We start from the raw sequence: 24,437 nt of genomic DNA on the forward strand, positions 1-24,437 counted from the left end.
AGATAATTGGGCTATAAAAGGAGTTGCTTTTGATAATAAAAACAAAGGAAAACACATTATAACTACTAAAATAGAGCATCATGCAGTGCTTCATACATGTGAGTATCTGGAGAAGTTTGGATTTGAAACAACGTACCTTGATGTGGACAAATATGGAATGATAAATTTAGAGCAATTAAAAGAAGCAATAAAACCTGAAACAATTTTAATTTCTATAATGTTTGCTAATAATGAAATTGGTACTATCCAGCCTATAGAACAAATCGGTGAAATTACAAAGGAACAAGGAATTATATTTCACACTGATGCAGTACAAGCTTTGGGTAGTGTTAAAATAGATGTAAAGAAACAACATATTGATTTGATGTCAATGTCAGCTCACAAAATTGGCGGACCAAAAGGTGTTGGTGGCATGTTTATAAGAAAAGGCGTTAAAATTGATAATTTTATTCATGGTGGTGGTCAGGAAAGCGGAAGAAGAGCCGGAACTGAAGGTGTACAAAATATAGTGGGATATGGAAAAGCTGTTGAAATAGCAAAAAGAGATTTCAATCAACATGTTGAAAAACTTACTTACTTGAGAAATAAATTGATAGAAGGAATTAAAGCTGGTATTCCTGATGTTGTTCTCAATGGACATCCAACTATGAGACTCCCAAATAATGTTAATTTTTCATACAAATATGTTGAAGGCGAATCTATATTGCTTTTACTGGATATGGAAGGAATTTCAGCATCAAGTGGTTCTGCATGTACTTCTGGTTCGTTGGACCCATCTCATGTTCTTTTAGCTACAGGACTTGATCACGGAACAGCGCATGGTTCAATCCGTTTTACTATAAGTGAAGAAATAACAGAGGAAGACATAGATTTTACAGTGGAAATAATGAAAAAAATAATAGCCAGATTAAGAACTATATCACCAATAAAAAATGATGAAGATTTTAAGAAAAGCAATTAGTATTAACTAAAATAGCGGAGGAATAATATGTATACAGAAAAAGTAATGGATCATTTCAGAAATCCAAGAAATGTGGGATTCATAGAAAATGCAGATGGAGTTGGTCAGGTTGGAAATCCAAAATGCGGAGACATAATGAAAATTTATTTAAAAATTAATGACCATGAAATAATAGAGGATGTAAAGTTTGAAACATTCGGATGTGGTTCAGCAATTGCCTCATCAAGCATGGCAACAGAGTTAATAAAAGGTAAGAGTATTCATGAAGCTGTAGAATTTACAAATAAAGCTGTTGTTGAAGCTTTAGAAGGTCTTCCGGCGGTAAAGGTGCATTGTTCGGTTTTAGCTGAACAGGCAGTAAAATCAGCATTGTTTGATTATTCACAAAAAACTAATAAAGTAATCAAAGGATTAGAAAACTACGAGCCTGAAGATGAGGGAATGCATTGCCAATAATAAGTTAGGCGAAGTTAGATTTTTGACTTCGCTTTCTTGTTTGGTATAAATATAGTTGACAATGTGGGAAAGAATACATTATAATTTCTTAATAACATAAATGATCGTATAAGAAGCGGAGGAATAATGGATACACTAGATAGATTTTCCATAAACAACATAAGAAAAGAATATTTAAAATTTTTTAATAGTAAGGGTCACTTAACTGAGCAAAGTTTTTCTTTAATTCCAAAGAATGATAAAAGCTTGCTGCTTATTGGAGCAGGTATGGCACCTTTAAAAAAATACTTTACTGGTGCAGAAACTCCCCCTTCTAAAAGAATGGCGACTTGTCAAAAATGTGTCAGGACTGGAGACATAGATAATGTTGGAATTACCGCAAGGCATTTAACGTTTTTTGAAATGCTTGGGAACTTTTCTTTTGGAGATTACTTCAAGGAAGAAGCTATAACATGGGCGTGGGAGCTTTTAACAGATGTTTTGAAAATAGATAAAAACAGACTATGGGTTACGGTTTATGAAGACGATGATGAAGCAGCTGATATGTGGCACAACAATGTAGGAATACCGAGAGAAAGAATTGTTAAATTAGGAAAAGACGATAATTTCTGGGAACTTGAAGTAGGACCAAGCGGACCATGTTCTGAAATTTACTATGATACAGGTGCTGACAGAGGATGCGGTTCACCGGATTGCAAACCTGGCTGTGACTGTAATAGATTTATTGAAATATGGAATTTGGTATTTACTCAATTTGATAAAGATGAACAAGGAGTGTACCATCCTCTACCAAATCCTAATATAGACACAGGAATGGGACTTGAAAGAGTTGCTTCAGTTCTTCAAGGAAAACCGACTGTTTTTGATGTAGTTCCGCTTATTTCCATAATTAATAAAGTTGAAGAAATATCGGCTGTTAAATATGGTGTTGACAATAAAAAAGATACTGCTATGAAAATTATTTGTGACCATTCAAGAGCTGCAACATTCATGATAGGTGATGGAATAATACCATCAAATGAAGGCAGGGGATATGTATTAAGGCGACTTATAAGAAGAGCAATCCGTCAAGGAAAATCCTTGGGAATACAAAACGATTTTCTCACAAAGACTGTGAAAGTTGTAATTAATGAATGGAAAGAAGCATATCCAACACTTGGAGAAAAAGAAAGCTACATATTGAAAGTTGTTCAGTTAGAAGAAGAAAAGTTTAAAACAACAATAGATCAAGGACTTGAGCTTTTAATGAAAGAAATAGATTCAATGAAAGAAACAGACAAGAAAGTATTTGATGGAATGGTTGCTTTCAGACTTTATGATACATATGGTTTTCCTTCAGAACTTACTGAAGAAATATTAAATGAAAATGGCTTTAAATTTGATAAAAAAGAATTTGTTGCTATTATGGATGAACATAGACAAATGGCAAGAGAAGCAAGAGAGAAAACTGGCAGTTCCGGATGGAAAGATGAAGAATTTAGCTTAGATACACCTAAGACTGTGTTTACCGGATATACTAAGTTATCCGATAATTCTGAAGTTGTTGCAATTGTTGTTGATGGTGAACAGGTTAACACAATTGTTGAAGGACAGTCAGGAATAATAATTCTTGATAAAACACCATTTTATGCAGAAAGCGGCGGGCAGACAGGAGATACAGGAAAACTTACTGCCGAATGTATGGAGGCAGTGGTAACAGATACTAAGAAATTCAAAAAAAATATATTTCTTCATCAAACAAATATTGTTAAAGGCAGTGTATCTGTCGGAGATAAAGTATTTGCGGAAATAAATGTTGATCAAAGAAAGAACACTGCAAAAAATCATACTTGCACACATTTGCTTCATAAAGTATTAAAAGAAATGTTGGGTGAACATGTAAACCAAGCTGGTTCATATGTTTCAAAAGACAGACTCAGATTTGATTACACACATTTTGAACAAGTTGATCAGCAAACATTAAAAGAAATAGAAAGACGTGTTAATGAAGCAATACTTGCGGATTATCAAGTATCTACAAATGTATTGAATATTGATGAAGCTAGAAAATCTGGAGCTACAGCTTTATTTGATGAGAAATACGAAGAAATGGTAAGAGTTGTAAGCATTGGAGATTTCAGTAAAGAACTTTGTGGAGGAACTCACATTGACGAAACTTCAAAAATAGGAATGTTCAAAATCATTTCTGAAGGAAGCATTGCATCAGGTGTCAGAAGAATTGAAGCTATTACAGGTAGAGCAGCAATAGAATACTTAAGCGAACTGGATAAATTAATCGATGAATTATGTTTGTCAATGAAATCAACAAAAGAAGAACTAGCTATAAAAGTAAACACACTTAAGAAAGAAGCAAAAGAAAAAGAAAAAGAAATTCACAAACTGAGCAATGAAATTCTTAAGAAAAATATAGGTCAATTACTCGATCAATTTGAAGAAATTAATGGCATTAAATTATTTGCCCTTAAGTTCAAAGACAAGGATGCAAATTCTTTAAGAGAAATAGCAGACAAAATCAAAGATAAGAATGAAAGCTGTGCCATTATATTAGCTTCAGACATGGGAGACAAAGTTTTATTTGTATCTTCTGTAACTAAGGACTTGACAGACAAAGGAATACATGCAGGAAATATGGTGAAAGAAGCTGCGAAAACTGCCGGTGGCGGCGGTGGCGGAAGACCTGATTTTGCTCAAGCTGGAGGAAAGAATCCAGAAAAAATAGACGAAGCGTTAGAAGCAGTAAAAGAACAATTGTTAATTAAATTTAATATTTGATTTAATTACAAAAGTGTAGTACAATAAATTAGGTTATGTAAAGAGGTGGTTTTTATGGATAGCAATGTAAATAACACAGCAAAGTTCGATTACAATCTGGAATCATTAAATGAAGCTAGGGAAATTGTATCACAGGTTTATCAGTCACTTAAAGAAAAAGGATACAATCCTAATAACCAGCTCATTGGATATATTTTATCTGGAGATCCAACTTATATAACAAATCATAACAATGCAAGAAGTTTAATACGTAAAATAGAGAGAGACGAACTGTTAGAAGAAATATTAAATGTTTATTTAGATGTAATAGACCTTTAAAATTACGCTAGAAAGCAGTATATGTTTGTTTGTATACTGCTCTCTTTTATATAGTAGGAAAGTTTTCTTTCCTACTATATAAAAACGAGGATTGCAAAGGACGGGACGTCCTTGCCGTTAGGGGGGTGCAAAGTCAAAAACGCGTATGCGTTTTTACGCCGAAGGGGGACATAGGTCCCCCTAGCGAAGTTGCGGAGCAACTCTTTTATATTACGATTACATATAGTAGCTGAAGGCGAAAAAATGAAATATATAAATTTATTTGAAAAAGAACATGTATCAAAATTATGCTATGGAACGTTAGCGTTAAGTTATTTACAAAATGGTGCTACTGATGAACACAGAGTAGGACTTTTAAATTATGCTTATGAACAAGGAATTAATTTTTTTGACACAGCTGAGCTTTATGACAACTATAATATTTTAAAAGAATTCATAAAAGACAAAGACAGGGTTAAACTAAGTATAGCTACAAAAAGCTATGCATATGACAAGCAGACGGCAGAATATAGTGTTAATAAGGCTTTAAAGGAAATGAATACAGATTATCTGGATGTATTTATGCTTCATGAACAAGACAACGGCAATAATTTTTTAGGACATTATGAGGCAGTTGAACGATTCATGAAATACAAGGAACAAGGAATAATAAAACATTTTGGAATATCAACTCACAGAGTTGAAGCTGTTTTAGACAGCATAAAGTTTAAAGAAATTGAATATGTATTTCCATTGCTGAATATAAAAGGTATCGGAATTCAAGATGGTACAATAGAAGATATGTTAAATGCCGTAAAAGTAGCAAAGGAAAACAATAAATTTATCATGGCAATGAAAATATATGGAGGAGGTCACCTTATAAATGATGCAAAATCTGCCTTTGATTTTGCAAATAATTTAAGTGTGATAGACTCTATAGCTGTAGGTATGAGCACAAAAGAAGAAATTGATGCAAATATCGCTTATTTAGAAAACAATGAGTTAAATATTAATATAAAAGACAAAATTAGAAATCAAAAGAGAACTCTAGTAGTAGAAGAGTATTGTATTGGTTGTGGAAAATGCGTTAAGAAGTGCAAACAAAATGCTCTTTCGATTATTAATGGCAAATGTGTTGTTGATATGGACAAATGTATTTTGTGCAGTTATTGCGCCGGTGAATGTGCGGGTTTTTATATCAAAATTGTGTGAGGTAGCTATGGACAGATTAATGGGTCTAGATGTTGGGGATAAAACTATTGGGGTAGCTGTAAGTGATTTATTAATGTATACAGCACAAGGGGTTACTACCATAAAAAGAACAAATTTTAAGAACGATATAAATGAGCTCAGAAAAATAATTGCTGAATATCAGGTTACTAAAATTGTAGCAGGTCTTCCCAAAATGCTGGATGGAACAGTGGGCATTCAAGGTGAAAAAGTGCTGGCGTTTTTAGAAAAAATGAAACATCACATAGATTTGCCTGTTGAGCTTGAAGATGAAAGATTTACCACATCTATATCAGAAAGAATGTTAATAGACGCTGATGTTAAAAGAAAGAAAAGAAAAGAAGTAATAGACAAATTAGCCGCGGTTGAAATTTTATCAGGTTATATGCAGAGAACTAAATTTTAATGCCTTAGGAGATAAGTATGAAAGATAATGATAATATTGTTGAGTTGATTGATGATGAAGGGAATTCAGTGAAATTAGTTGTTGAGGCTACATTTCATATTGATGATACTATGTATGCAGTACTTCATGAAATTGGCTCTGATGAAGGCATGATATTCTATTTAGAAGAAGCAGAAGACGGCAATGGAATATTCATTCCGGTTGAAGACGAAGAAGAAATTCAGGAAGTAATAGAAGTTTATGAAGGAATAGCGGATGATTTAATATAATCAAATATAATTGAATTTTGGGGTGATAGTATGAGCGACGCGGATTACTTGGTAAATTTACTGTCTGAAAATGGTTGTAAAATTACAGTTCAGAGAAATACGATATATGAAATTCTCATGGAGAATAATGATAAGCATTTAAGCGCAGAAGAACTCTATGAACTAGTGATAGACAGGAGCCCTAAAATTGGAATCGCAACAACTTACAGAACGCTTCAACTTTTTGAAGAAATAGGTCTTGTTTATAAGCATAACTTTGATGATGGATTAAGCAGATATGAAATATTATCTCCTAATAGCAATGAAATTCATCAACATCATCATTTATTATGTAAAAAATGTGGCAAAATCATTGAAGTCAAAGAAGACTTAATGAACTCATTGGAAGAAATAATTGAAAAACAATACAATTTTGAAATTTTAAATCACGTAGTCAAGTTCACCGGAATCTGCAGTCAATGCAGAAATAAGGAGAATGAAAATGGCAACAGAAAAGAAACATAAATTAAAGATTATACCCCTCGGCGGATTAGGTGAAATTGGAAAAAACATGACGGTTATAGAATATGGCAGCAATATTGTTGTTATAGATTGCGGAATGTCATTTCCGGATGATGAAATGCTTGGTATTGATATTGTAATACCAGATATAACATATCTAATCAAAAACAAAGATAAAATCAAAGGTATTTTATTGACACACGGTCATGAAGATCATATAGGCAATATTCCATATTTGTTGAAAAAAATCAATGTACCAATATATGGAACAAGGCTTACTTTAGGACTCGTTGGAAACAAACTTTTAGAACATAAAATTGAAGATGCATCTTTAAATGTGGTCGAAGCAGGTCAAACAATTAATTTGGGGTGCTTTAATGTAACATTTATAAGCAGCAACCACAGCATACCTGATTCAGTAGGTATGGCAATTAATACTCCTATTGGAACAATAATTCACACAGGTGATTTTAAAATTGATTTCACTCCAATAAATGGAGAAGTAATCGACCTTGGAACTTTTTCCGAATTTGGAAAAAAGGGAGTACTGCTTTTGATGTCCGACAGTACAAATGTTGAAAGATCAGGATTCAGTGTTTCGGAGCGAACAATTGGAGATAAGTTTTTAGATGTATTTAAAGAAAGTCAATCCAGAATATTGGTTGCTACGTTTGCTTCGAATGTTCATCGTGTTCAGCAGGTCATAAATGCTGCTGTAATGTATGGGAGAAAAGTTGCAATATCAGGAAGAAGTATGATAAATACTGTGAAAGTAGCACAGGAACTTGGATATTTAGATATTCCTGAAGGAACATTGATAAATGCAAATGAATTAAAAGGTTTAAAAGACAACGAAATAGTCATAGTAACAACTGGAAGTCAAGGTGAGCCAATGTCAGCATTAACTCGTATGGCTAACAATGACCATAAGAAAATACAGATAAAGTCAGGTGATTTAGTAATAATTTCTGCGAGTGCAATACCTGGCAATGAAAAAACTGTTTCAAGGGTCATAAATATGCTTTATGAAAAAGGGGCGACCGTACTTTATGATGCAGTGACACAAGTTCACGTATCCGGCCATGCAAGACGTGATGAATTAAAACTAATGCTATCACTTGTTAAACCAAAGTTTTTCATCCCTGTCCACGGAGAATACAGGCATCTTGTTCAACATGCAAGGCTTTCAGAGGAAATGGGAATTCCTAAAGAAAATACTATAATTGGAAAAAATGGAGATGTAATTGAAATTACATCAAAATCTATTGTGAAAAATGGTTCGGTCACTTCAGGAAATATTTTAGTTGATGGCCTTGGTGTTGGTGATGTAGGTAATATTGTACTTCGCGATAGAAAACTTTTATCTGAAAATGGTTTAATAATAGTAGTGTTGTCAATTGAAAAGGGTACTGGAAAAGTTCTTGCAGGACCTGAGATTGTTTCAAGAGGATTTATATATGTGCGTGAAAACATTGATTTGATTGAAGAATCAAAATCAGTTGTGAGGAAGGCTCTTAATAAATGTGAAGAAACAAATGTAAAAGAATGGAACAATATAAAAATGATTATTAAGGATGCTTTAAGTAGCTTTATTTATGAGAAAATAAAACGAAACCCTATGATATTGCCAATTATTATAGAAGTTGACGTAGAAGATTTCACACAATAAAAAAAGGACTTTGTCCTTTTTTTAATATCTGAAAAACAGGGTTAGGGCATACGCAGTCTCGTTCACCAATTTATCAGTTCGCTGACGCTCTCATAAATCGGGAACTCGTTGCGGTTGACCTACCGCCATTTTTCAGAAAAAACACTCTGAAAAAAGGGGTTAGGGCATACATAAAGCAACCGGTGAATTAATCACCGGTTGCTTATGTGCTTATTACTTTCTTAAATTGTGAAAGTTAACACCCAAAACAGGTCCGAATTGGGATGGTTTATTATTTACAATACTTTTATTTTCCATTCTTGTATTCTCTTTTTTTGAAAGAATATTAATATTTGGATTTTGTTTATCATTAAAGTCACTGGATAAACTATATTGCCCATCCATTTTCATTTTAAATACGCTTAAATCATCAATCTTCTTCGTATTGGGAGCGTCACCCAAGTTCAATCTGTCCAAAAGAACCAGCCCTCTCTTTGAAGTAATAAGCATTATTATAATAACCAACTTGTAAAATATTATTCATTAAGAATCAAAAAAATGATATATTGTAATTGTGCTTGAAAGGTTGTATAATTTAATGGATTTCGATATTTATTAAGTGAATTTCATTTTAAATGGAGGCATTATGAGAAAAATAATAACTGTTCTTGTTGTTTTAATAGCTGTAGCTGGCGTATTTATATATATTGATAATTACACAAAAGAAAATTTGCAGCCTGTAGATATAAAAGATGATACAGAGATAGTAGTAGAAATTCCATCTGGAAGCACAACTGGTGATATAGCTGAAATATTGTATGAAAATAATTTAATAAAAAATACACGTTCTTTCAAATATTATGCAGGAAAAACAGAAGCAGACAGCAAGCTTAAAGCAGGAACTTATATTCTTTCTAAAAATATGAATGCAGATGAACTTTTGAATGCTCTCATAATGGGAGGAAGTTCAGGCAATACTGCAAATATTACAATTATTGAAGGTCTTACAAAAGAAGAATCTGCTAAATCCATTTCAGAACAATTAGGTTTGAATTATGAAAAGCTTGTTGAAATCATGGGAGATGGGCAAATATATAACGACGATTTTGAATTTTTAAAAGACAACCCGGATATGACAAATCTTCAAGGTTTTTTAATGCCTGACACATACAATGTATATGTTAATGCCAGCGAAGAAGAGATAATAAAATTGCTTCTTGCACAATTTGATAAATTTTATGTTGAAGAAATAAAACCTCTTCTCAAAGATTCAAAGTTAAACTTTGAAGAAACGATGACTTTGGCAAGCATTGTGGAAAAAGAAGCTCTCCTTGATGAAGAAAGAGATGAAGTTGCAGCAGTTTTTTTAAACAGACTTGACATCAACATGAAACTTCAGTCCTGTGCTACAGTAAATTATGCTCATGGAGAATGGAAGGAAAGACTTACCTTAGATGATATAGCAATTGATTCACCATATAATACATATGTTGTAGATGGTTTGCCTCCTTCACCTATCAATTCTCCTGGACGAGTATCAGTTACAGCAGTACTTAAGCCTGCGGATGTTGATTATTTGTTTTTTGTTGCAAAAGGAGACGGATCACATTATTTTTCAAACAGTTATGATGAACATATAAATGCAGCAAATGAGTACTTAAAATAAGGATGAAATAATGGACAATATAAACAGAGAATATATAGATACCTATATACAAAACCTCATAATAAATGAGGATGAAAAATTGGAGAAATTCAGGGAATACTGTGAAAGCAGAGGTCTTCCTATAATTCACAAAGAAGTTGGACAGTTTATAAAACTTACTATAAACCAATTAAATGCAAAAAGAATAATAGAAGTAGGAACAAATGTAGGATATTCTTCCATATTTATGAGTCAGGTCATGAAAAATGAAGGCAATGTTGTAACATTGGAAAGAAGCGAAAAGTTTTATGAAGAAGCTTTAAAAAACATAATAGATTTTGGACTGGAAAAAAATATTGAAGTTATTTTTGGTGATGCTGCAGAGAATTTAGAAAATATAGAAGGAACATTCGACATGGCTTTTATTGATGCAGCAAAAAGTTATTACAAAACATTTTTTGATAAATGCTGTAAAATGATGAAACCCGGAGGAATTATAATTTCTGACAATGTGCTTTATCAAGGAATGATTGCAACAGATGATTTAGTTGTGAGAAGAAAGAAAACACTGGTAAGAAATCTAAGAAATTATTTAGAATATATATCACATGATGAAAGATACATTACATCGGTCCTTCCTTTAGGGGATGGATTGGCAGTTACATTGATAAAATAAAGGAGAAATTATGTTACCAAAGTTATTAGCACCTGCCGGAAATTTAGATAAACTAATTATGGCAGTAGAATACGGAGCAGATGAAATATATTTTGCCGGAAAAACAATGGGAATGAGAGCGGCAGGGAAAAATTTTACAAACAAGGAATTAGAATATGGAGTTGATTACTGTCACAAGAATGGCAAAAAATCAAATATAACAGTAAACATAGCACCACACAATGATGATTTACTAGGACTTGAAGAATATCTGAAATATTTAGAAAAAATTGGTGCCGATGCATTGATAGTTGCAGACCCAGGCGTAATAGAAGTTGTTAAACAAACAGTGCCTGACATGAGAATTCATTTAAGTACTCAAGCGAATACAACAAATTTTCATTCAGCAAACTTTTGGTATAAACAAGGAGTAAGCCGTATATGTTTAGCCCGTGAATTATCATTCCCGGAAATAGAAGCCATAGTAAAAAATTCACCAAGCGATTTGGAATTTGAATCATTTGTACACGGTGCAATGTGTATTTCTTATTCCGGAAGATGTTTGTTAAGTAGCTTTATGACCGGCAGATATTCAAATAAAGGTGATTGTGCTCAAGCATGCAGATGGAAATACAATTTAGTTGAAGAAAAAAGACCTGGTGAATATTATCCTATAGAAGAAAATGAAGAAGGAACATTCATAATGAATTCCAAGGATATGTGCATGGTTGAGCATTTGCAGAAGTTTAAAGATTTAGGCATTAAAGCCCTTAAAATAGAAGGAAGAAACAAAAGCGAATACTATACTGCAATTGCAGTTCGTTCATATAGAAATGCTTTAGATGAGCTGGAAAAACCTGAGAGTGAAAGAAATACAAAATATTGGAAAGAAGAAGTAGAAAAATCATCACACAGAGATTTTTCTTACGGATTTTTCTTTGGCAATCCATACAAGGATGGACAGCTTTATACATCAAGCAGCTACATCAGAACATATGATGTAGTAGGCATAGTCAAATCCTATGACAAGGATACAAAAACAGCTGTAGTTGAACAAAGAAACAAGTTCAGCGAAGGTGACTCCTTGGAATGTTTTGGCCCAAAAGGCAGACATTTTGAAGTTAAAGCCACAAACATGCAAGATGAAAAGGGAAACAAAATAGAATCAGCTCCTCATGCACAGCAAATAGTCAAAATGGAAATAGAAAATGAAGTGGAACCATATTTTATTCTAAGAAAAAAAGTAGAAGAATAAAAGATAGAGACAACAGTGCTAAATATTTAAATTAAGCTTTATGTGATTATATCATATAAAGTTTTTTGTTTTTGAATATAAATTTAAATGTTGTTTATTTTTTTCTACCCCAAAAAATTTACTGATTATAACGAAACATATATTGTAACACCTATAAAGGCAATAAAAAACTGGAGGTAATATGATGAACAAAAAAATGGTTTCACGAATAATAGCTTTAGTGGTAGTATTATAACTAACATTAACTTCCGCAGTATTTGCTATGCCACCGGGACACCTGAAAAAATTAGCAGAATATAACTTTAATTATGAAGAAGCTGCTGAATATATGAAAGGCAATGGTATAATTAAAGGATATGGTAACGGTGAATTAGGTTTGGAGGATTATGTAAAACGTGGTGATATGACTGTAATGATTGTGAGAGCTTTTAAGTTGAGCACAATGATTGAAAATAAAAATTTTCCAGATGTACCTTTGAACAGCTATTTTTATGATGCAATAGCTACGGCTAAATCTCTTGGAATAGCAAAGGGGGATGGAAAACATTTCAATGCAAATAAATATGTAACTATAGGCGAAGCAATATTGTTTATAGAACGTTCAATAGAAGCAGCTGACAGTAATATTGTTCTGGCTGAAAATGTTAAGTTTGAATATACTGATAAACAACTTAAAGCACCTGCAACTCGTGAGGAAATAGCAGCGATGCTTTACTACGTTCTTACTGGAGAGGGTGGTTTTGACGTAGAAGAACCAACTGATGAAATTGAAAATAGCGTAATAGAATACACTGTTGATGAAGATTCATTGCAAACTTTCGAAGCTGAAGATTTTACTGAAGCTTTTAAAGATATTTGTGATGATACCGGATACAAATTGGATTATGTACAGTTTGAGCTTCCTGAAAATAATGGTGATTTGTACTATGATTACGATGAAGACGATTCATATAAAATCGATTCAGAAGATTCAGAATTTTATGTACTGGCTGATGATACTGAATTATCAATAGATAAAATAACATTTGTACCGTATGCAAATTACAGCGGTATTGTTGAAATTGAATATTATGCCATTGATACACATGGTGAATCTTATACTGGTTTGATTGAAATTACAGTTGAAGATTTAGAACAACTAAAAAGTATAGGTTTTACTACAACTGAAAATACACAATTTAATTTTAATGACTATAGATTTAGAAAAGTATTTAAAAATGAGACTAATGAAGTGTTTGATTATATAGTTTTCATTCTTCCTGAAGATGAAATTGGTACTTTATATTATGATAATAATAGCGATGGGAAACCGGAAACTGTTGAAGAAGTTGAAGCATTGGATAAATTTGAACTTGATGAAATTGACGATATAATTTTTGTTCCATTTAACGACTATGATGGAAATACAGTTATTGAATATACTATCTTTGACAAAGATGGAGAAACATATCCCGGAGATGTCAAAATTTCAGTAGAAGAAGACTTTGAAATTGAAACAATAGGATTAACAAGTACCAGTACTGCAATTAATTTTAACTTATCTGCAGAATTAGATGATTTAGATGATGATTATAATTTTAAAACAATCACATTTACAGATCTTCCTGGTACAACAGTAGGTAAACTTTATTTAGACTATGATAATAATGTTTTAGCAAAAGAAGATGTATCATATAAAATAAATGATTTAAATGAATTAACATTTAAATCAAATGATGAAAGCACTGTTGAAATAAAATATACTGCTGTTGACATAACAAATGATAAATTCATGGGTGTAATCAGTATAGAATTTAAATAAGAAAGCTTGTCAGAAATACTTAATGAACCGGTAAAAGACGAAGTTATTGAAGAAGCAATAGTTTGGTTAAATAAGAGAGTATAACAAGTATTCCGGAGACAACAGAGACGGTTCATTTTGATTGTTAATTCACATCAATCAAAAATGACCGTCTCTGTTATACTGTTATAATTAATGATTTAAAGTTGAAATTGCATTCCGAATTTTTTTCTATATCCACATTTTCTGCAAAGTTTTTCTACTGCAGATTACATATATTTGTTATTTCAATATAAATTTTTTTGAATTTTTTCATCAAATGTCTCCTGTTTTCCATATACATAAATTACGATATTATCTTATTATTTGTCAGGATTCAAGAGACAGTTAGTGAGTAGTTAGCCTTAGAATGTATAAATAGTATCTATATTGGCAAAAATACTAGAGTGCGCTTGGTTAGAATTGAAAAACTAAAAATATTTTAATAGAAAGATAGGAGTAAATAAGATGGTTAATAGGCTATTTTATCAGTATTAATATGTTTATACCTAAAAGAATTATATTTGAAAAAGATTCATTGGAATATGACATGGCTAAGGAAGTTCTAGCTAATTTTGAAGACAACGAAAATATAGAAATCATAAATTTGACTTCTAATAAACTTAAGCAAAACATTCCAGGCAATGATTTATCAGCTCAATATAAGGAAGGTAAGAAGACTTTAGTTGTTGGAACTAAGAAAAGTTTAAAGTTTCAATCATGTAAACCTTCAGCCCATTATCAACTTCCTTTAGTATCAGGATGCATGGGTCAATGTCAGTATTGCTATTTAAATACTATGTTAGGTGATAAGCCTTTCGTGAAAATTCATGTTAATGTAGATGATATTCTTAATCAAGCTCAGAAATACATAAATGAAAGATTACCGGATATTACTGTATTTGAAGGGGCTGCCACATCTGACCCCGTACCTGTGGAACCTTATACGAATTCGTTGAAAAAAGCAATATTGTTCTTTGGCAATAACAATAATGCTAGATTTAGATTTGTGACAAAGTACAATGATATAGATTCATTGCTTAACTTAGAACATAATGGTCATACAGAAATTAGATTTAGTATTAATACGTCTTCTGTTATAAATAAATATGAACATTTTACAGCATCTTGCGATAAAAGAATAGAAGCAAGTATTAAAGTTGCTGGGGCAGGGTACCCTATGGGATTTTTAATTGCTCCTATATTTATTTACCCTAATTGGAAACAAGAGTATCATAATTTGTTGTTGAAATTAAGCAGTGAACTTCCAAATGATTTAAAATTTCCAGTCACTTTTGAGATTATTTCTCATCGGTATACCACAACAGCTAAAAATAGAATACTTCAAGTATTTCCTGAAACCACATTACCTATGAATGATGAAGATCGCAAGTATAAATTTGGACAATTTGGATATGGGAAGTATGTATATCCCCAAGAAAGTATAGTTGAAATAAAACATTTTTTTATAAAAGAGATAGAAGAATTATTTATTAATAAAGAAGTTAAATATATTATATGACTTAGATGTGGTAATCAAGTTAATTTAAATTAATGAAATCCTGCTAATGGCAGGATTTCATTAATTCTGTATTTTTAAAGAATGCATTTAAAATATGTACTAATTCCCAACGTTTGAAACAAGTGCGTCATACAGTTTTTTTAATGCTTTTTTTTCAATTCTAGATACGTAGGATCTGGATATTCCAAGAAGCTTCGCTATTTCTCTCTGAGTTTTATGCTCATTGTTCCTTATGCCGTATCTCATTTCTATTATCTCTTTTTCCCTTTTTTGAAGAGTTTTATCTAATATTTCATCCAATGCTTTTATTTTTTCTTCTTTATCTAATCTTCCAACAATTTCTTCACCTTCGTATTTAATAATATCTATAAGATATATGTTGTTTCCTTCTTTATCTGTTCCCAAAGGCCCCTGCAGGGAAATTTCTTTTTTTAACTTTTTATCGCTTCTAATAGTCATTAGAACTTCGTTGTCGATGCATTTGGCTGCATATGTTGCAAGCCTTATGCCTTTGTTGTTGTCAAATGTTGAAACTGCTTTAATTAATCCAATAGTTCCTATAGATATTAAATCTTCTTGGTCTATGCCGACGGTCTTGTATTTTTTTATTACATGGGCAACAAGCCTGAGATTTCTTTCTATAAGAGTGTTTCGTGCTTCTCTATCTCCTTTTTTCGATTTTAGTATCAGCTCAAATTCTTCATCTTTGTTTAAAGGTTGAGGAAATGAACTTCCGTTGGTTATATAACCGAAGATGAAAATTGACAATGGAAAGATTAGTTGCAATACATTTTCTATCAAAAAAAACACCCCCAGAGTTATATATTATATGCAGAAAATATTAAAATCTGTATGTACACATTTTATGTTTAAAAATTTTATTTTAAGGAAATAAATTATTTTTCAGGCAATATATAAAATATGATATAATTCGACCTTAAATAATATTGTTGTTAACATAAAAAAAATGTTATGTAATATTCAAATACATTACTGTATTTGAATATTACATAATAAATTTAGTGGTTTTTATTATTAGTTGTAGTTCTATTTTGAGTGTTGTTGTTCATGTTATACATATGTTCCATGTTGCAATTCATGCGTCTCATCATTTCCATGAGCTGTTCACATGTCATCTCCATTGGCATGGTACCGTTATTCATTTCCGGAACTTGCATTTCGGGATAGAAGTTACCGTCACCAGGCATAGCAGGCAATGCAGGAAGATCACCATCAGGTAAATTAAACTCAGGCATTCCAGGCATTCCAGGCATGCTTGGCATATTACCGTTTGGCATCTGAGGCATAGATGGCATAGCATTGTTTGGCATGCAGTTCATTTCACTATCTGGTATAAATGGAAAATAGTCTTCTGGAATTGTTGGCATATAAGGTATATTAGGCATTGTAGGCATAGCGTTATTAGTCATGAAAGGCATAGGTGGATAGTTGTTTGCTGTATACATGTTTCTGTATGGTGACATGACTGATGTGTAACTCGTATTTATCGGATCACAACTATAAGGCATTGAATTGTAATGTGGCATGTTATTTCTATAATTTGAATAACTCATAATATCCTCCAAAATTTTGTATTGTAATTTCATATAATTAATATACGTAAGAAATTAATATTAGTGAATTAAATATGAAAATTGTTTCTTTACTATTTCAGGAACTTCAATTACAATATAGTAAAAGACAAATGGAGGAAGGCTAATGCATTTAACAAATTTACATACTCATACAACTTATTGTGACGGAAAATTCTCTGCTGAAGATATGATTTTAGCAGCAGTTAAAAGCAACTTTCAATCAATAGGTATTTCAACACATGGTCCAACACCTTTTGTTTCAGAATGGAATATACAATTAGACAAAGTTGAAAAATACATTGACGAAATAAATTTTCTTAAAAGAAAATATAAAGACATCATTGAAGTTTTCTTAGGGATGGAACTCGACTACATTCCTGGAATCGGTTTTGATGAAACATCAAGATCTCTCATGAAAAAGCTTGATTACTACATAGGCTCTATTCATTATCTTGGATATTTTAAAAATGGGATTATGTGGACTGTTGATTATAATATCGAAGAACTTTTACAAGGGATAAATGAAAGTTTTAACGGAGATGCTAGATTTGCAGTTGAAACTTATTATAATTTGATTTCAGAAATGGCAGTAAAATACGAACCTCCGATTATAGGCCACTTAGAATTTTTGAAAAAGAACAATAAAAAAAATATAATTTTTGACGAAAATGACATTTGGTATTTTAAAGCAGTTGAAAAGTGTCTGGATGCAATAAAAAACACATCATCATCGATAGAAATAAACACCGGTGGAATTGCAAGGGGATATACTTCAGAGCAATATCCTTCAACATTCATATTGAAAATGATAAAGGAAAGGAACATTCCGGTAATTATAAATTCTGATGCTCATACTATAGAGGGGATAGATTGCAAATTCACTGAGATGTACAAACTTGTTAAAGATTTGGGATTTGATAGTATAACTTATTTGACTAATGAAGGTTGGAAAAAACAAAAAATTTAATAAGGAAATTATGTGAAATAAATATGAATTTATGTTATAATGAAATACTACAATGAGGAGATGAAATAATGATAAATATTTTACTTGTAACACATGGAGATTTCGGAAAAGAATTATTAAAAAGCTCTGAATTAATTATAGGAAAAATCGAAGATGCAGAGAGTATATCATTTCATCATGGAGAAAGTTTCGAAGAACTGTTAAGTCAGGTTGAAACAACTGTAGACAAACTATCTAAGGGCGATTTGATTGTTTTTACGGACATGTATGGGGGAAGTCCTTACAATGCAGTTGTCAGAACAATGAAAAACAGGAATTTCTATCATATAACAGGTATCAATTTTCCGCTGTTTATTGATATTGCAGTGAGCAGAGATTCGTATACTATGGAAGAAGTAGCAGAAAAAATAATTAAAAACGGTAAAAAAAGCATAGTATTTGTAAATGAGAAATTTTCAACAGACTAATACAACGGAGGAATAATGAAAAATATAGTATTAACCAGAATAGATGATAGACTGTTGCACGGTCAAGTTGTTGTATCCTGGATACCTTATCTTAAAATTAATGAAATAATAATTGTTGATGATGAATATGCGAAGGATGAATTTATGGCAACAATTATAAAAGACGCAGCTCCCGACAATCTTGCTGTTCAGGTTTTAGCTGTAAATGAAGCAGCAGATTATTTGGGAAATTATGACGATGGATCAAGGGTTCTTATCCTTTCGAGATATATTGAAAATATTTCTGAGTTAATTGAATTAAATGTACCGATAAATAAGGTGAATATTGGGGGATTGGGGAATACGCCGGGACGAAAAAGGTTTTTAAATTCCATACATTTAAGTGACGATGAATTGAATATTTTAAAAGATTTGAAGAAGAAAAATATTGAGGTTGAAATTAAAATGCTTCCTAATGACAAAGCATTATTTGTTGAATAGGTAAATGAAATGATGTTTGTTTATTATTTTTTACTTAGCATTTTATATTTTTGGGCAAGCAGTACTGCACTTTCTTTTGGTGTTGGTTATTATACAATCTACAGACCTGTGATATCGGGATTGATAACAGGATTGATATTGGGTGATGCACAATTGGGAATGCTTGCAGGTGCTGTTGTAAATATAATATATTTAAATTTTGTATCAACAGGGGGATCTTTTAAGGGAGATCAATGCCTTACTGCAATAATCGGAGCTGCAGCTGCGATATTATTTAATATTTCACCCATTGAAGCAGCAGCAATTGCATATCCTTTTGGGTTTATGGGCGTATTAATATGGAAATACAGATTAAATATTAATTCTGTTTTCGTAAAAAAATATGAAAAAGCTTATGATGCAAATACTAATCCTGACATTAGCTTATATAACGGGTTTTTTCCTCAATTACTGTTATATGTAATGAGTACTGCTGTTATTGTCGCAGCAATTGGAATACTGCTTTTGCTTAGTGATTTTATTTTGAAATATTATGTAAATATTAAAGGAATTTTATATTTAACAGGATTGTTGTTAGCATTTGTATCTGTTGGAAATATTCTATACTCTATTAAAAATAAATATAACATTATAATTTTCTTTATTGCGTTTTCACTGACTTTTATTTTTAATCCAAAATCTTATTGGTTTTTGATATTTTTTGTAATTATTTTGTTTTTATTATTAAACAAAAAAATATTCAGCAACAATAATAAAAGAAATAATAAAAACAATAATATAAATAAAAGTGATTTAATATATTCATGGTTTATTTGGATGAATTTTTCTCATTCGTGCTACAGTTATGAAAGGTTGCAAGGATTGGCTTTCGCACACAGCATGAAAAATATTTTCAAAAAGCTGTATAGTAATAAATCTGATATATCAGATGCAATACACAGGCATGCTGAGTTTTTTAATACAGAACCAAATATGGGAACGCCGATTCACGGATATATAATATCCTTAGAGGAACAAAATACAAGTGATAAAAACAAAGAAATCAGTGACATAACATATATCAAAAAAGGAATGATGGGTATCGCTGCCGGTCTTGGAGATTCTTATACTCAAGTTGTTTTAACTCCTTTATTTATTTCCTTGTCTGTAATGGTTTGTTTGGATCACAGCTATTTATTGGCTTTATTGCCCATGATTTATCTGGCATGTTCGATTTTGTTTATTTCTTATACAGGCTGGATAAAGGGTTATTATGAAGGCAAAGAAAGTTTAATAGAAAGAATTAACTTTGTAAAAAACAGTAAGGTTAAGCTGTATTTTGCATACATTTTTGCAGGAATAACGGGAGTTTCATTAGGAAAACTAATACTTCTTGAAAATGAAGTTTTTTATGACAATATTATATATGTTGCTTTTATTGCAGTAATTTCAATTATCTATGTATTTGCTAAAAACAAGAGGAGCTTATGATGAAAAGCAGAAAAGTTGGAATTATGGGAGGTACATTTGATCCTATTCATTTAGGACATTTGGTTATAGCAAATGAAGTATTAAATATATTTAAACTGGATGAAATAATTTTTATACCTTCAGGAAATCCTCCCCATAAAAATGGAACTAAAGCAAGTTCACAGGACAGGTATTTAATGGCAACGCTGGCTACCTTGTCTAATAATAAATTTACTGTATCAGACATTGAAATTAAAAATCCGGAAAAAAGCTATACTTTAAATACAATAGCAGAACTCATTAATATATATACAGATACAGAATTTTATTTTATTACAGGTGCTGATGCTATAATTAATTTGCCAAACTGGCGCGAACCGGAGAAACTTCTTAAGTTGTGTAAATTTATAGCGGTATCACGTCCGGGAATAAGTAAAGAAATAGTTGAAGAAAATATTGCAGCAATTGAGAAAAATTTTAATGGAAATATTGAACTGCTCCAAGCACCAATGTTGCAAATCTCATCTACAGATATAAGAAACAGATTCAAAAATGGGAAATCAGCAAAGTATTTATTGCCCGAATCGGTGGAACAATATATAATTAAGAATAATTTGTATTTGGAGAACAATAATGAATTATGATAGAATGAAAGAAATTTTGGAAAGTTCAGTAGGTACTAAACTTTACAATCATTGTTTAAGTACTATGGAAGAAGCGGGAAAGCTTGCTCGAATATATGGAGTTGATGAAGAGAAAGCTAAAATTGCAGGGCTGCTTCATGATTGTGGGAAATCAAATAATAAGGAAGAAAATGATAATTTGACTCATGCCGGTACAAGTGCAATGTTAGCTAGGTCGGTTTACAATATTGATGATGAAGAAATAATAAATGCAATATTGTATCACACAACCGGCAGAGAAAATATGACTATTTTGGAAAAAATAATATTTATAGCAGATAAAATTGAGCCAAACAGACATTATGAAGGTGTTGAAGATCTTAGGAGAATTGCTTATAACAATATTGATGATGCTTTAATAAATGCCTTAGAGAGCACAATCGAGTATGTAAAAAGAAGAAACCAAGAACTTAATATAGAATCAATAAATACACTTAGATTTTTAAAGGAGAAAAAATGAATTTAGACAAAAAAAACATAGAAATCATATTACAGGCAAGTGATGATAAAAAAGCTTTTAACTTTACAGTGTTAGATGTGTCAAAAACAAGCTCAATAACAGATTATTTCATAATATGCAGCGGAAACAACGAAAGACAGACTGTTGCCATAGCTGAAGAGATAATAAGCAAAGGTTCTAAAGAAGGAATAGATTTTTATTACAAAGAAGGCTTTGATACAGGAAGATGGATATTATTAGAAACTGACAACATAATTGTTCATGTCTTCCACAAAGATGAAAGAGAAATTTATGATCTTGAATCATTGTGGCTGGATAATAATTTATTAGATGTTGAACAATATGGAATAAAAAATTGGAAATAGGAGGTTGTTATGTCAAATACAACAATTCAAACAAGCAATGCGCCAGCAGCAATAGGTCCTTATTCACAAGGTAAAAAAGCAGGAAATACTATATATGCATCAGGTCAGCTTGCATTTAACCCTGCAACGGGTGAACTTTACAATGGTGGTGACATAAAAGAAGAAACAAGGATATCGCTTATGAACCTTAAGGCTATTTTAGAAGCTGGCGGAGCAACATTAAACGATGTTGTTAAATGCACAGTATACATTAAAGACATGAATCAGTTTGGTTTAATAAATGAAGTGTATGGTGAAGTGTTTAAAGACAATAAACCTGCTAGAGTTTGTGTTGAAGTTGCAAGACTTCCAAAGGATGGCAATGTTGAAATCGATGCAATAGCGGTTGTTGACTAATAATTAAGAATTAACAAAAAAATTCAGGAGACCCTGAATTTTTTTTAACTGTTGTATTTTTTACGTCTTTTTCTTCTGTTAATTTTTATTCTTATATCATTGTATATTTTTAATAGAAATAAAGCAATTACTGAAAAAATCACAAGTGTTCCTAAAAATTTAAATATTCCCATAATAAAACTTCCACCGTCTTCTTCGGTTAAAGTACTTTTTACTTTAATTGGAGTTATTAAATTTACGCTTCCTATAATTTCGCCATCCAATGTATATTCAATTTTTCCAATAACTTGATTTTTTTCAAGAGGCAATGTTATATCATTTATTACAACATTGGATTCAATGTTATTATCGGAACCCTTTTTCATAAGAGTTGTTAAATCACTTTCTGTAATTACTGATATTTCTCTGCTGTCGCCATTTTTAATTTCAATATTTTTTATATAAGTATTTTTACTTATTAATGTTGTGCTTTTATATTCATTGAATCCATAATTAAAGAGGTTGTGGGCATCTTGATACATCTCCAAGGATACGCCGTGCATAGTTACTGCAATTAAGTCTGTACCATCTTTTGTTGCAGTTGCAACTAAGCAGTTACCTGCTTCAGGAGTGTAGCCTGTTTTAGCACCGGTAGCATATTCATAAAAAGGGCTTATATACACACCGTTTACATAAATTTGGTTAGAGCTTGTGTTGTATAAAAGTTTGTTCAAAGTAGTGAAATATCTTACCTCTGATTTTTTATTTGTTGTTTGAATTTCATATTTAACAGTGCTGACTATTTTTTTGAATGTTTCATTAGTCATTGCATACTTCGTAATCAGAGCTAAATCTGCTGCTGTTGTATAGTGATTTTCATCATGTAGTCCGTGTGGATTTGCAAAATGGGTATTGTATGCACCGAGCTCTTTTGCTTTTTCATTCATTAAATTCACGAATTTTTCTGTACTTCCACCATAATGTTTTGCTATTGCTGAAGCTGCATCGTTAGCAGAGGGGAGCATCAATGCATAAAGTAAATCTTTTAAAGTCAATATTTCGCCGGGTTCTAAAGCAATGTGGCTTCCTTCAATTTCATAAGGAGTATCTTCATCTACTGTTAATACATCAGATAAATTTCCCATTTCTATTGCAAGTATGGCTGTCATTATTTTTGTTAAACTTGCAGGATACATTTTTTGATCAGCATTTTTTTCAGCTAATAGAGTTCCTGTTTTTGCATCTATGAGTATTGCTGTATCACTCAATATGTTTGGTTCAGCGGATACTTTGTTCGTGTTCAGCAAAAAAATAGAAAAAACGAAAAAATAGGCAATAACTTTTTTAATCATCTGTAAACTCCTTACATAACAAATCAAATAATAGTATAGCAGAAAAAATTTAATTTGTAATTAAAAATTTTGTTTTTTTTAGCAATATAATGTATAATACAATTGTATTCTTAAATACATTCCAAAAGATTGTATATTTGGGGGCTATTATGAACAACAGCATTTACAAAAAAGGACTTGCAGTTGTTTTAATCATTGCATTATTTATCATGACAGCCGTTGGGATTAAACTGTCAAGTAAAGAGAGTGAAATTAATTATACAAGCAATGATAATATTGAAGAAAATGAGGAAAATGTTGAGAATACTCATAATTCAACAGAATATATTTTTGTTGACATTGATGGAGCAGTAAAAAATCCTGGTGTTTACCAATTTAGAGAAGGTGACAGGATTAATGATGCCATTATGAAGGCAGGTGGACTTAAAGAAACTGCATTCACTAAAAATCTCAACAAAGCAAGGAAATTAGTTGATGGAGAAAAAATATACATATTAGAAAAAGGGGAAAATATTGTCGATTTACCCTTGTACAATGAAGAAAATGAAGGTAAAATAGATATTAACAATGCATCAAAGGAAATTTTGATGTCGTTGTCGGGCATTGGTGAAATTTATGCACAGAGAATTATAGAATACAGAAACAAACAACAATTCACTTCTATTGAAGAAATTAAAAATATCGAAGGTATTGGTGATAAAACTTTTGATAAAATTAAAGACTCAATAACAGTGAAATGATAATTATTTATGATAATAAAATAACGAGGTGATAATATGTTTATTGAAGAAGTAAAATTAACACAAAT

Annotated in this window: 27 protein-coding genes; 23 read left to right on the forward strand and 4 right to left on the reverse strand. The window is 31.4% G+C overall.

Features of this window, described 5'->3' with window-relative positions:
* The 9 genes from SA378_RS10420 to SA378_RS10460 all read left to right on the forward strand — a co-directional run.
* On the forward strand, positions 1-961 hold a 961-nt coding region (locus tag SA378_RS10420), incomplete at its 5' end, for a cysteine desulfurase family protein (protein ID WP_318525923.1).
* 27 nt (positions 962-988) lie between these two features.
* The gene (gene nifU / locus SA378_RS10425; RefSeq protein WP_318525924.1) at positions 989-1,417 is read left to right on the forward strand and encodes a Fe-S cluster assembly scaffold protein NifU; all 429 of its coding nucleotides are present in this window, start codon (positions 989-991) and stop codon (positions 1,415-1,417) included.
* Between the two features lie 126 nt (positions 1,418-1,543).
* Positions 1,544-4,189: an alanine--tRNA ligase gene (gene alaS / locus SA378_RS10430; protein WP_318525925.1), complete on the forward strand. Its 2,646-nt coding sequence runs from the start codon at positions 1,544-1,546 to the stop codon at positions 4,187-4,189.
* Positions 4,190-4,243: 54 nt separating this feature from the next.
* Positions 4,244-4,507, forward strand: coding sequence for an IreB family regulatory phosphoprotein (locus SA378_RS10435; protein WP_318525926.1), 264 nt, complete (start codon positions 4,244-4,246; stop codon positions 4,505-4,507).
* A gap of 243 nt (positions 4,508-4,750) precedes the next feature.
* Positions 4,751-5,698 (forward strand): aldo/keto reductase, encoded by a 948-nt coding sequence (locus SA378_RS10440; RefSeq protein ID WP_318525927.1) that lies wholly within the window; start codon positions 4,751-4,753, stop codon positions 5,696-5,698.
* A 7-nt stretch (positions 5,699-5,705) separates the two neighbouring features.
* Complete coding sequence (gene ruvX / locus SA378_RS10445) at positions 5,706-6,122, forward strand: Holliday junction resolvase RuvX (protein ID WP_318525928.1); 417 nt, start codon at positions 5,706-5,708, stop codon at positions 6,120-6,122.
* Positions 6,123-6,139: 17 nt separating this feature from the next.
* On the forward strand, positions 6,140-6,391 hold the full coding sequence (locus tag SA378_RS10450; protein ID WP_318525929.1) for a DUF1292 domain-containing protein: 252 nt from the start codon (positions 6,140-6,142) through the stop codon (positions 6,389-6,391).
* 30 nt (positions 6,392-6,421) lie between these two features.
* Entirely contained in the window at positions 6,422-6,895 is a 474-nt protein-coding gene (locus SA378_RS10455) for a Fur family transcriptional regulator (protein WP_318525930.1), read from the forward strand.
* Positions 6,873-8,561: a ribonuclease J gene (locus SA378_RS10460; protein WP_318525931.1), complete on the forward strand. Its 1,689-nt coding sequence runs from the start codon at positions 6,873-6,875 to the stop codon at positions 8,559-8,561. The genes SA378_RS10455 and SA378_RS10460 overlap by 23 nt, the downstream gene beginning before the upstream one ends.
* A gap of 213 nt (positions 8,562-8,774) precedes the next feature.
* Here SA378_RS10460 and SA378_RS10465 read toward each other — a convergent pair whose 3' ends face one another.
* Positions 8,775-9,017: a hypothetical protein gene (locus SA378_RS10465; RefSeq protein ID WP_318525932.1), complete on the reverse strand. Its 243-nt coding sequence runs from the start codon at positions 9,015-9,017 to the stop codon at positions 8,775-8,777.
* Positions 9,018-9,186: 169 nt separating this feature from the next.
* Here SA378_RS10465 and mltG point away from each other — a divergent pair, with 169 nt between their 5' ends.
* The 5 genes from mltG (at position 9,187) to splB (ending at position 15,436) form a co-directional block, all read left to right on the forward strand.
* Positions 9,187-10,206, forward strand: a complete 1,020-nt coding sequence (gene mltG / locus SA378_RS10470; RefSeq protein WP_318525933.1) for an endolytic transglycosylase MltG — start codon at positions 9,187-9,189, stop codon at positions 10,204-10,206.
* A gap of 10 nt (positions 10,207-10,216) precedes the next feature.
* Positions 10,217-10,861 carry an O-methyltransferase gene (locus SA378_RS10475; RefSeq protein WP_318525934.1) on the forward strand — a complete coding sequence of 215 codons (645 nt, stop codon included), beginning with the start codon at positions 10,217-10,219 and terminating at the stop codon, positions 10,859-10,861.
* A 10-nt stretch (positions 10,862-10,871) separates the two neighbouring features.
* Entirely contained in the window at positions 10,872-12,095 is a 1,224-nt protein-coding gene (locus SA378_RS10480; RefSeq protein ID WP_318525935.1) for a U32 family peptidase, read from the forward strand.
* A gap of 262 nt (positions 12,096-12,357) precedes the next feature.
* On the forward strand, positions 12,358-13,896 hold the full coding sequence (locus SA378_RS10485; protein ID WP_318525936.1) for an S-layer homology domain-containing protein: 1,539 nt from the start codon (positions 12,358-12,360) through the stop codon (positions 13,894-13,896).
* Positions 13,897-14,413: 517 nt separating this feature from the next.
* Positions 14,414-15,436 carry a spore photoproduct lyase gene (gene splB, locus SA378_RS10490; RefSeq protein WP_318525937.1) on the forward strand — a complete coding sequence of 341 codons (1,023 nt, stop codon included), beginning with the start codon at positions 14,414-14,416 and terminating at the stop codon, positions 15,434-15,436.
* Between the two features lie 99 nt (positions 15,437-15,535).
* On the opposite strand, the gene sigK is transcribed toward splB, so the two are convergent.
* Together sigK and SA378_RS10500 are read right to left on the reverse strand one after the other, a co-directional pair.
* The gene (sigK, locus tag SA378_RS10495; protein WP_318525938.1) at positions 15,536-16,237 is read right to left on the reverse strand and encodes an RNA polymerase sporulation sigma factor SigK; all 702 of its coding nucleotides are present in this window, start codon (positions 16,235-16,237) and stop codon (positions 15,536-15,538) included.
* A gap of 218 nt (positions 16,238-16,455) precedes the next feature.
* Entirely contained in the window at positions 16,456-17,010 is a 555-nt protein-coding gene (locus SA378_RS10500) for a hypothetical protein (protein WP_318525939.1), read from the reverse strand.
* A gap of 145 nt (positions 17,011-17,155) precedes the next feature.
* Between SA378_RS10500 and SA378_RS10505 the strand changes: the two genes are divergently transcribed.
* The 8 genes from SA378_RS10505 to SA378_RS10540 all read left to right on the forward strand — a co-directional run bounded on the left by SA378_RS10505 (position 17,156) and on the right by SA378_RS10540 (position 22,298).
* Positions 17,156-17,998, forward strand: coding sequence for a histidinol-phosphatase (locus tag SA378_RS10505; RefSeq protein WP_318525940.1), 843 nt, complete (start codon positions 17,156-17,158; stop codon positions 17,996-17,998).
* A gap of 68 nt (positions 17,999-18,066) precedes the next feature.
* Positions 18,067-18,465, forward strand: a complete 399-nt coding sequence (locus SA378_RS10510; RefSeq protein ID WP_318525941.1) for a PTS mannose transporter subunit IIAB — start codon at positions 18,067-18,069, stop codon at positions 18,463-18,465.
* 15 nt (positions 18,466-18,480) lie between these two features.
* On the forward strand, positions 18,481-18,945 hold the full coding sequence (locus tag SA378_RS10515; protein ID WP_318525942.1) for a PTS sugar transporter subunit IIB: 465 nt from the start codon (positions 18,481-18,483) through the stop codon (positions 18,943-18,945).
* A 9-nt stretch (positions 18,946-18,954) separates the two neighbouring features.
* Positions 18,955-20,415: a PTS system mannose/fructose/sorbose family transporter subunit IID gene (locus SA378_RS10520; protein ID WP_318525943.1), complete on the forward strand. Its 1,461-nt coding sequence runs from the start codon at positions 18,955-18,957 to the stop codon at positions 20,413-20,415.
* Positions 20,415-21,038: a nicotinate-nucleotide adenylyltransferase gene (gene nadD, locus SA378_RS10525; RefSeq protein WP_318525944.1), complete on the forward strand. Its 624-nt coding sequence runs from the start codon at positions 20,415-20,417 to the stop codon at positions 21,036-21,038. The genes SA378_RS10520 and nadD overlap by 1 nt, the downstream gene beginning before the upstream one ends.
* Positions 21,028-21,537: a bis(5'-nucleosyl)-tetraphosphatase (symmetrical) YqeK gene (yqeK, locus tag SA378_RS10530; protein ID WP_318525945.1), complete on the forward strand. Its 510-nt coding sequence runs from the start codon at positions 21,028-21,030 to the stop codon at positions 21,535-21,537. The genes nadD and yqeK overlap by 11 nt, the downstream gene beginning before the upstream one ends.
* Positions 21,534-21,902 (forward strand): ribosome silencing factor, encoded by a 369-nt coding sequence (gene rsfS / locus SA378_RS10535; RefSeq protein ID WP_318525946.1) that lies wholly within the window; start codon positions 21,534-21,536, stop codon positions 21,900-21,902. Before yqeK ends, rsfS begins: the two co-directional genes overlap by 4 nt.
* A 9-nt stretch (positions 21,903-21,911) precedes the next feature.
* Complete coding sequence (locus tag SA378_RS10540; RefSeq protein WP_318525947.1) at positions 21,912-22,298, forward strand: RidA family protein; 387 nt, start codon at positions 21,912-21,914, stop codon at positions 22,296-22,298.
* A 44-nt stretch (positions 22,299-22,342) separates the two neighbouring features.
* On the opposite strand, the gene SA378_RS10545 is transcribed toward SA378_RS10540, so the two are convergent.
* Complete coding sequence (locus SA378_RS10545; RefSeq protein WP_318525948.1) at positions 22,343-23,629, reverse strand: D-alanyl-D-alanine carboxypeptidase family protein; 1,287 nt, start codon at positions 23,627-23,629, stop codon at positions 22,343-22,345.
* 149 nt (positions 23,630-23,778) lie between these two features.
* On the opposite strand from SA378_RS10545, the gene SA378_RS10550 reads away from it, so the two are divergent.
* Positions 23,779-24,369, forward strand: coding sequence for a helix-hairpin-helix domain-containing protein (locus SA378_RS10550; protein ID WP_318525949.1), 591 nt, complete (start codon positions 23,779-23,781; stop codon positions 24,367-24,369).
* Positions 24,370-24,437: the final 68 nt, after the last annotated feature.

This window comes from Sedimentibacter sp., from assembly GCF_033447055.1.
Taxonomy (GTDB): domain Bacteria; phylum Bacillota; class Clostridia; order Tissierellales; family Sedimentibacteraceae; genus Sedimentibacter.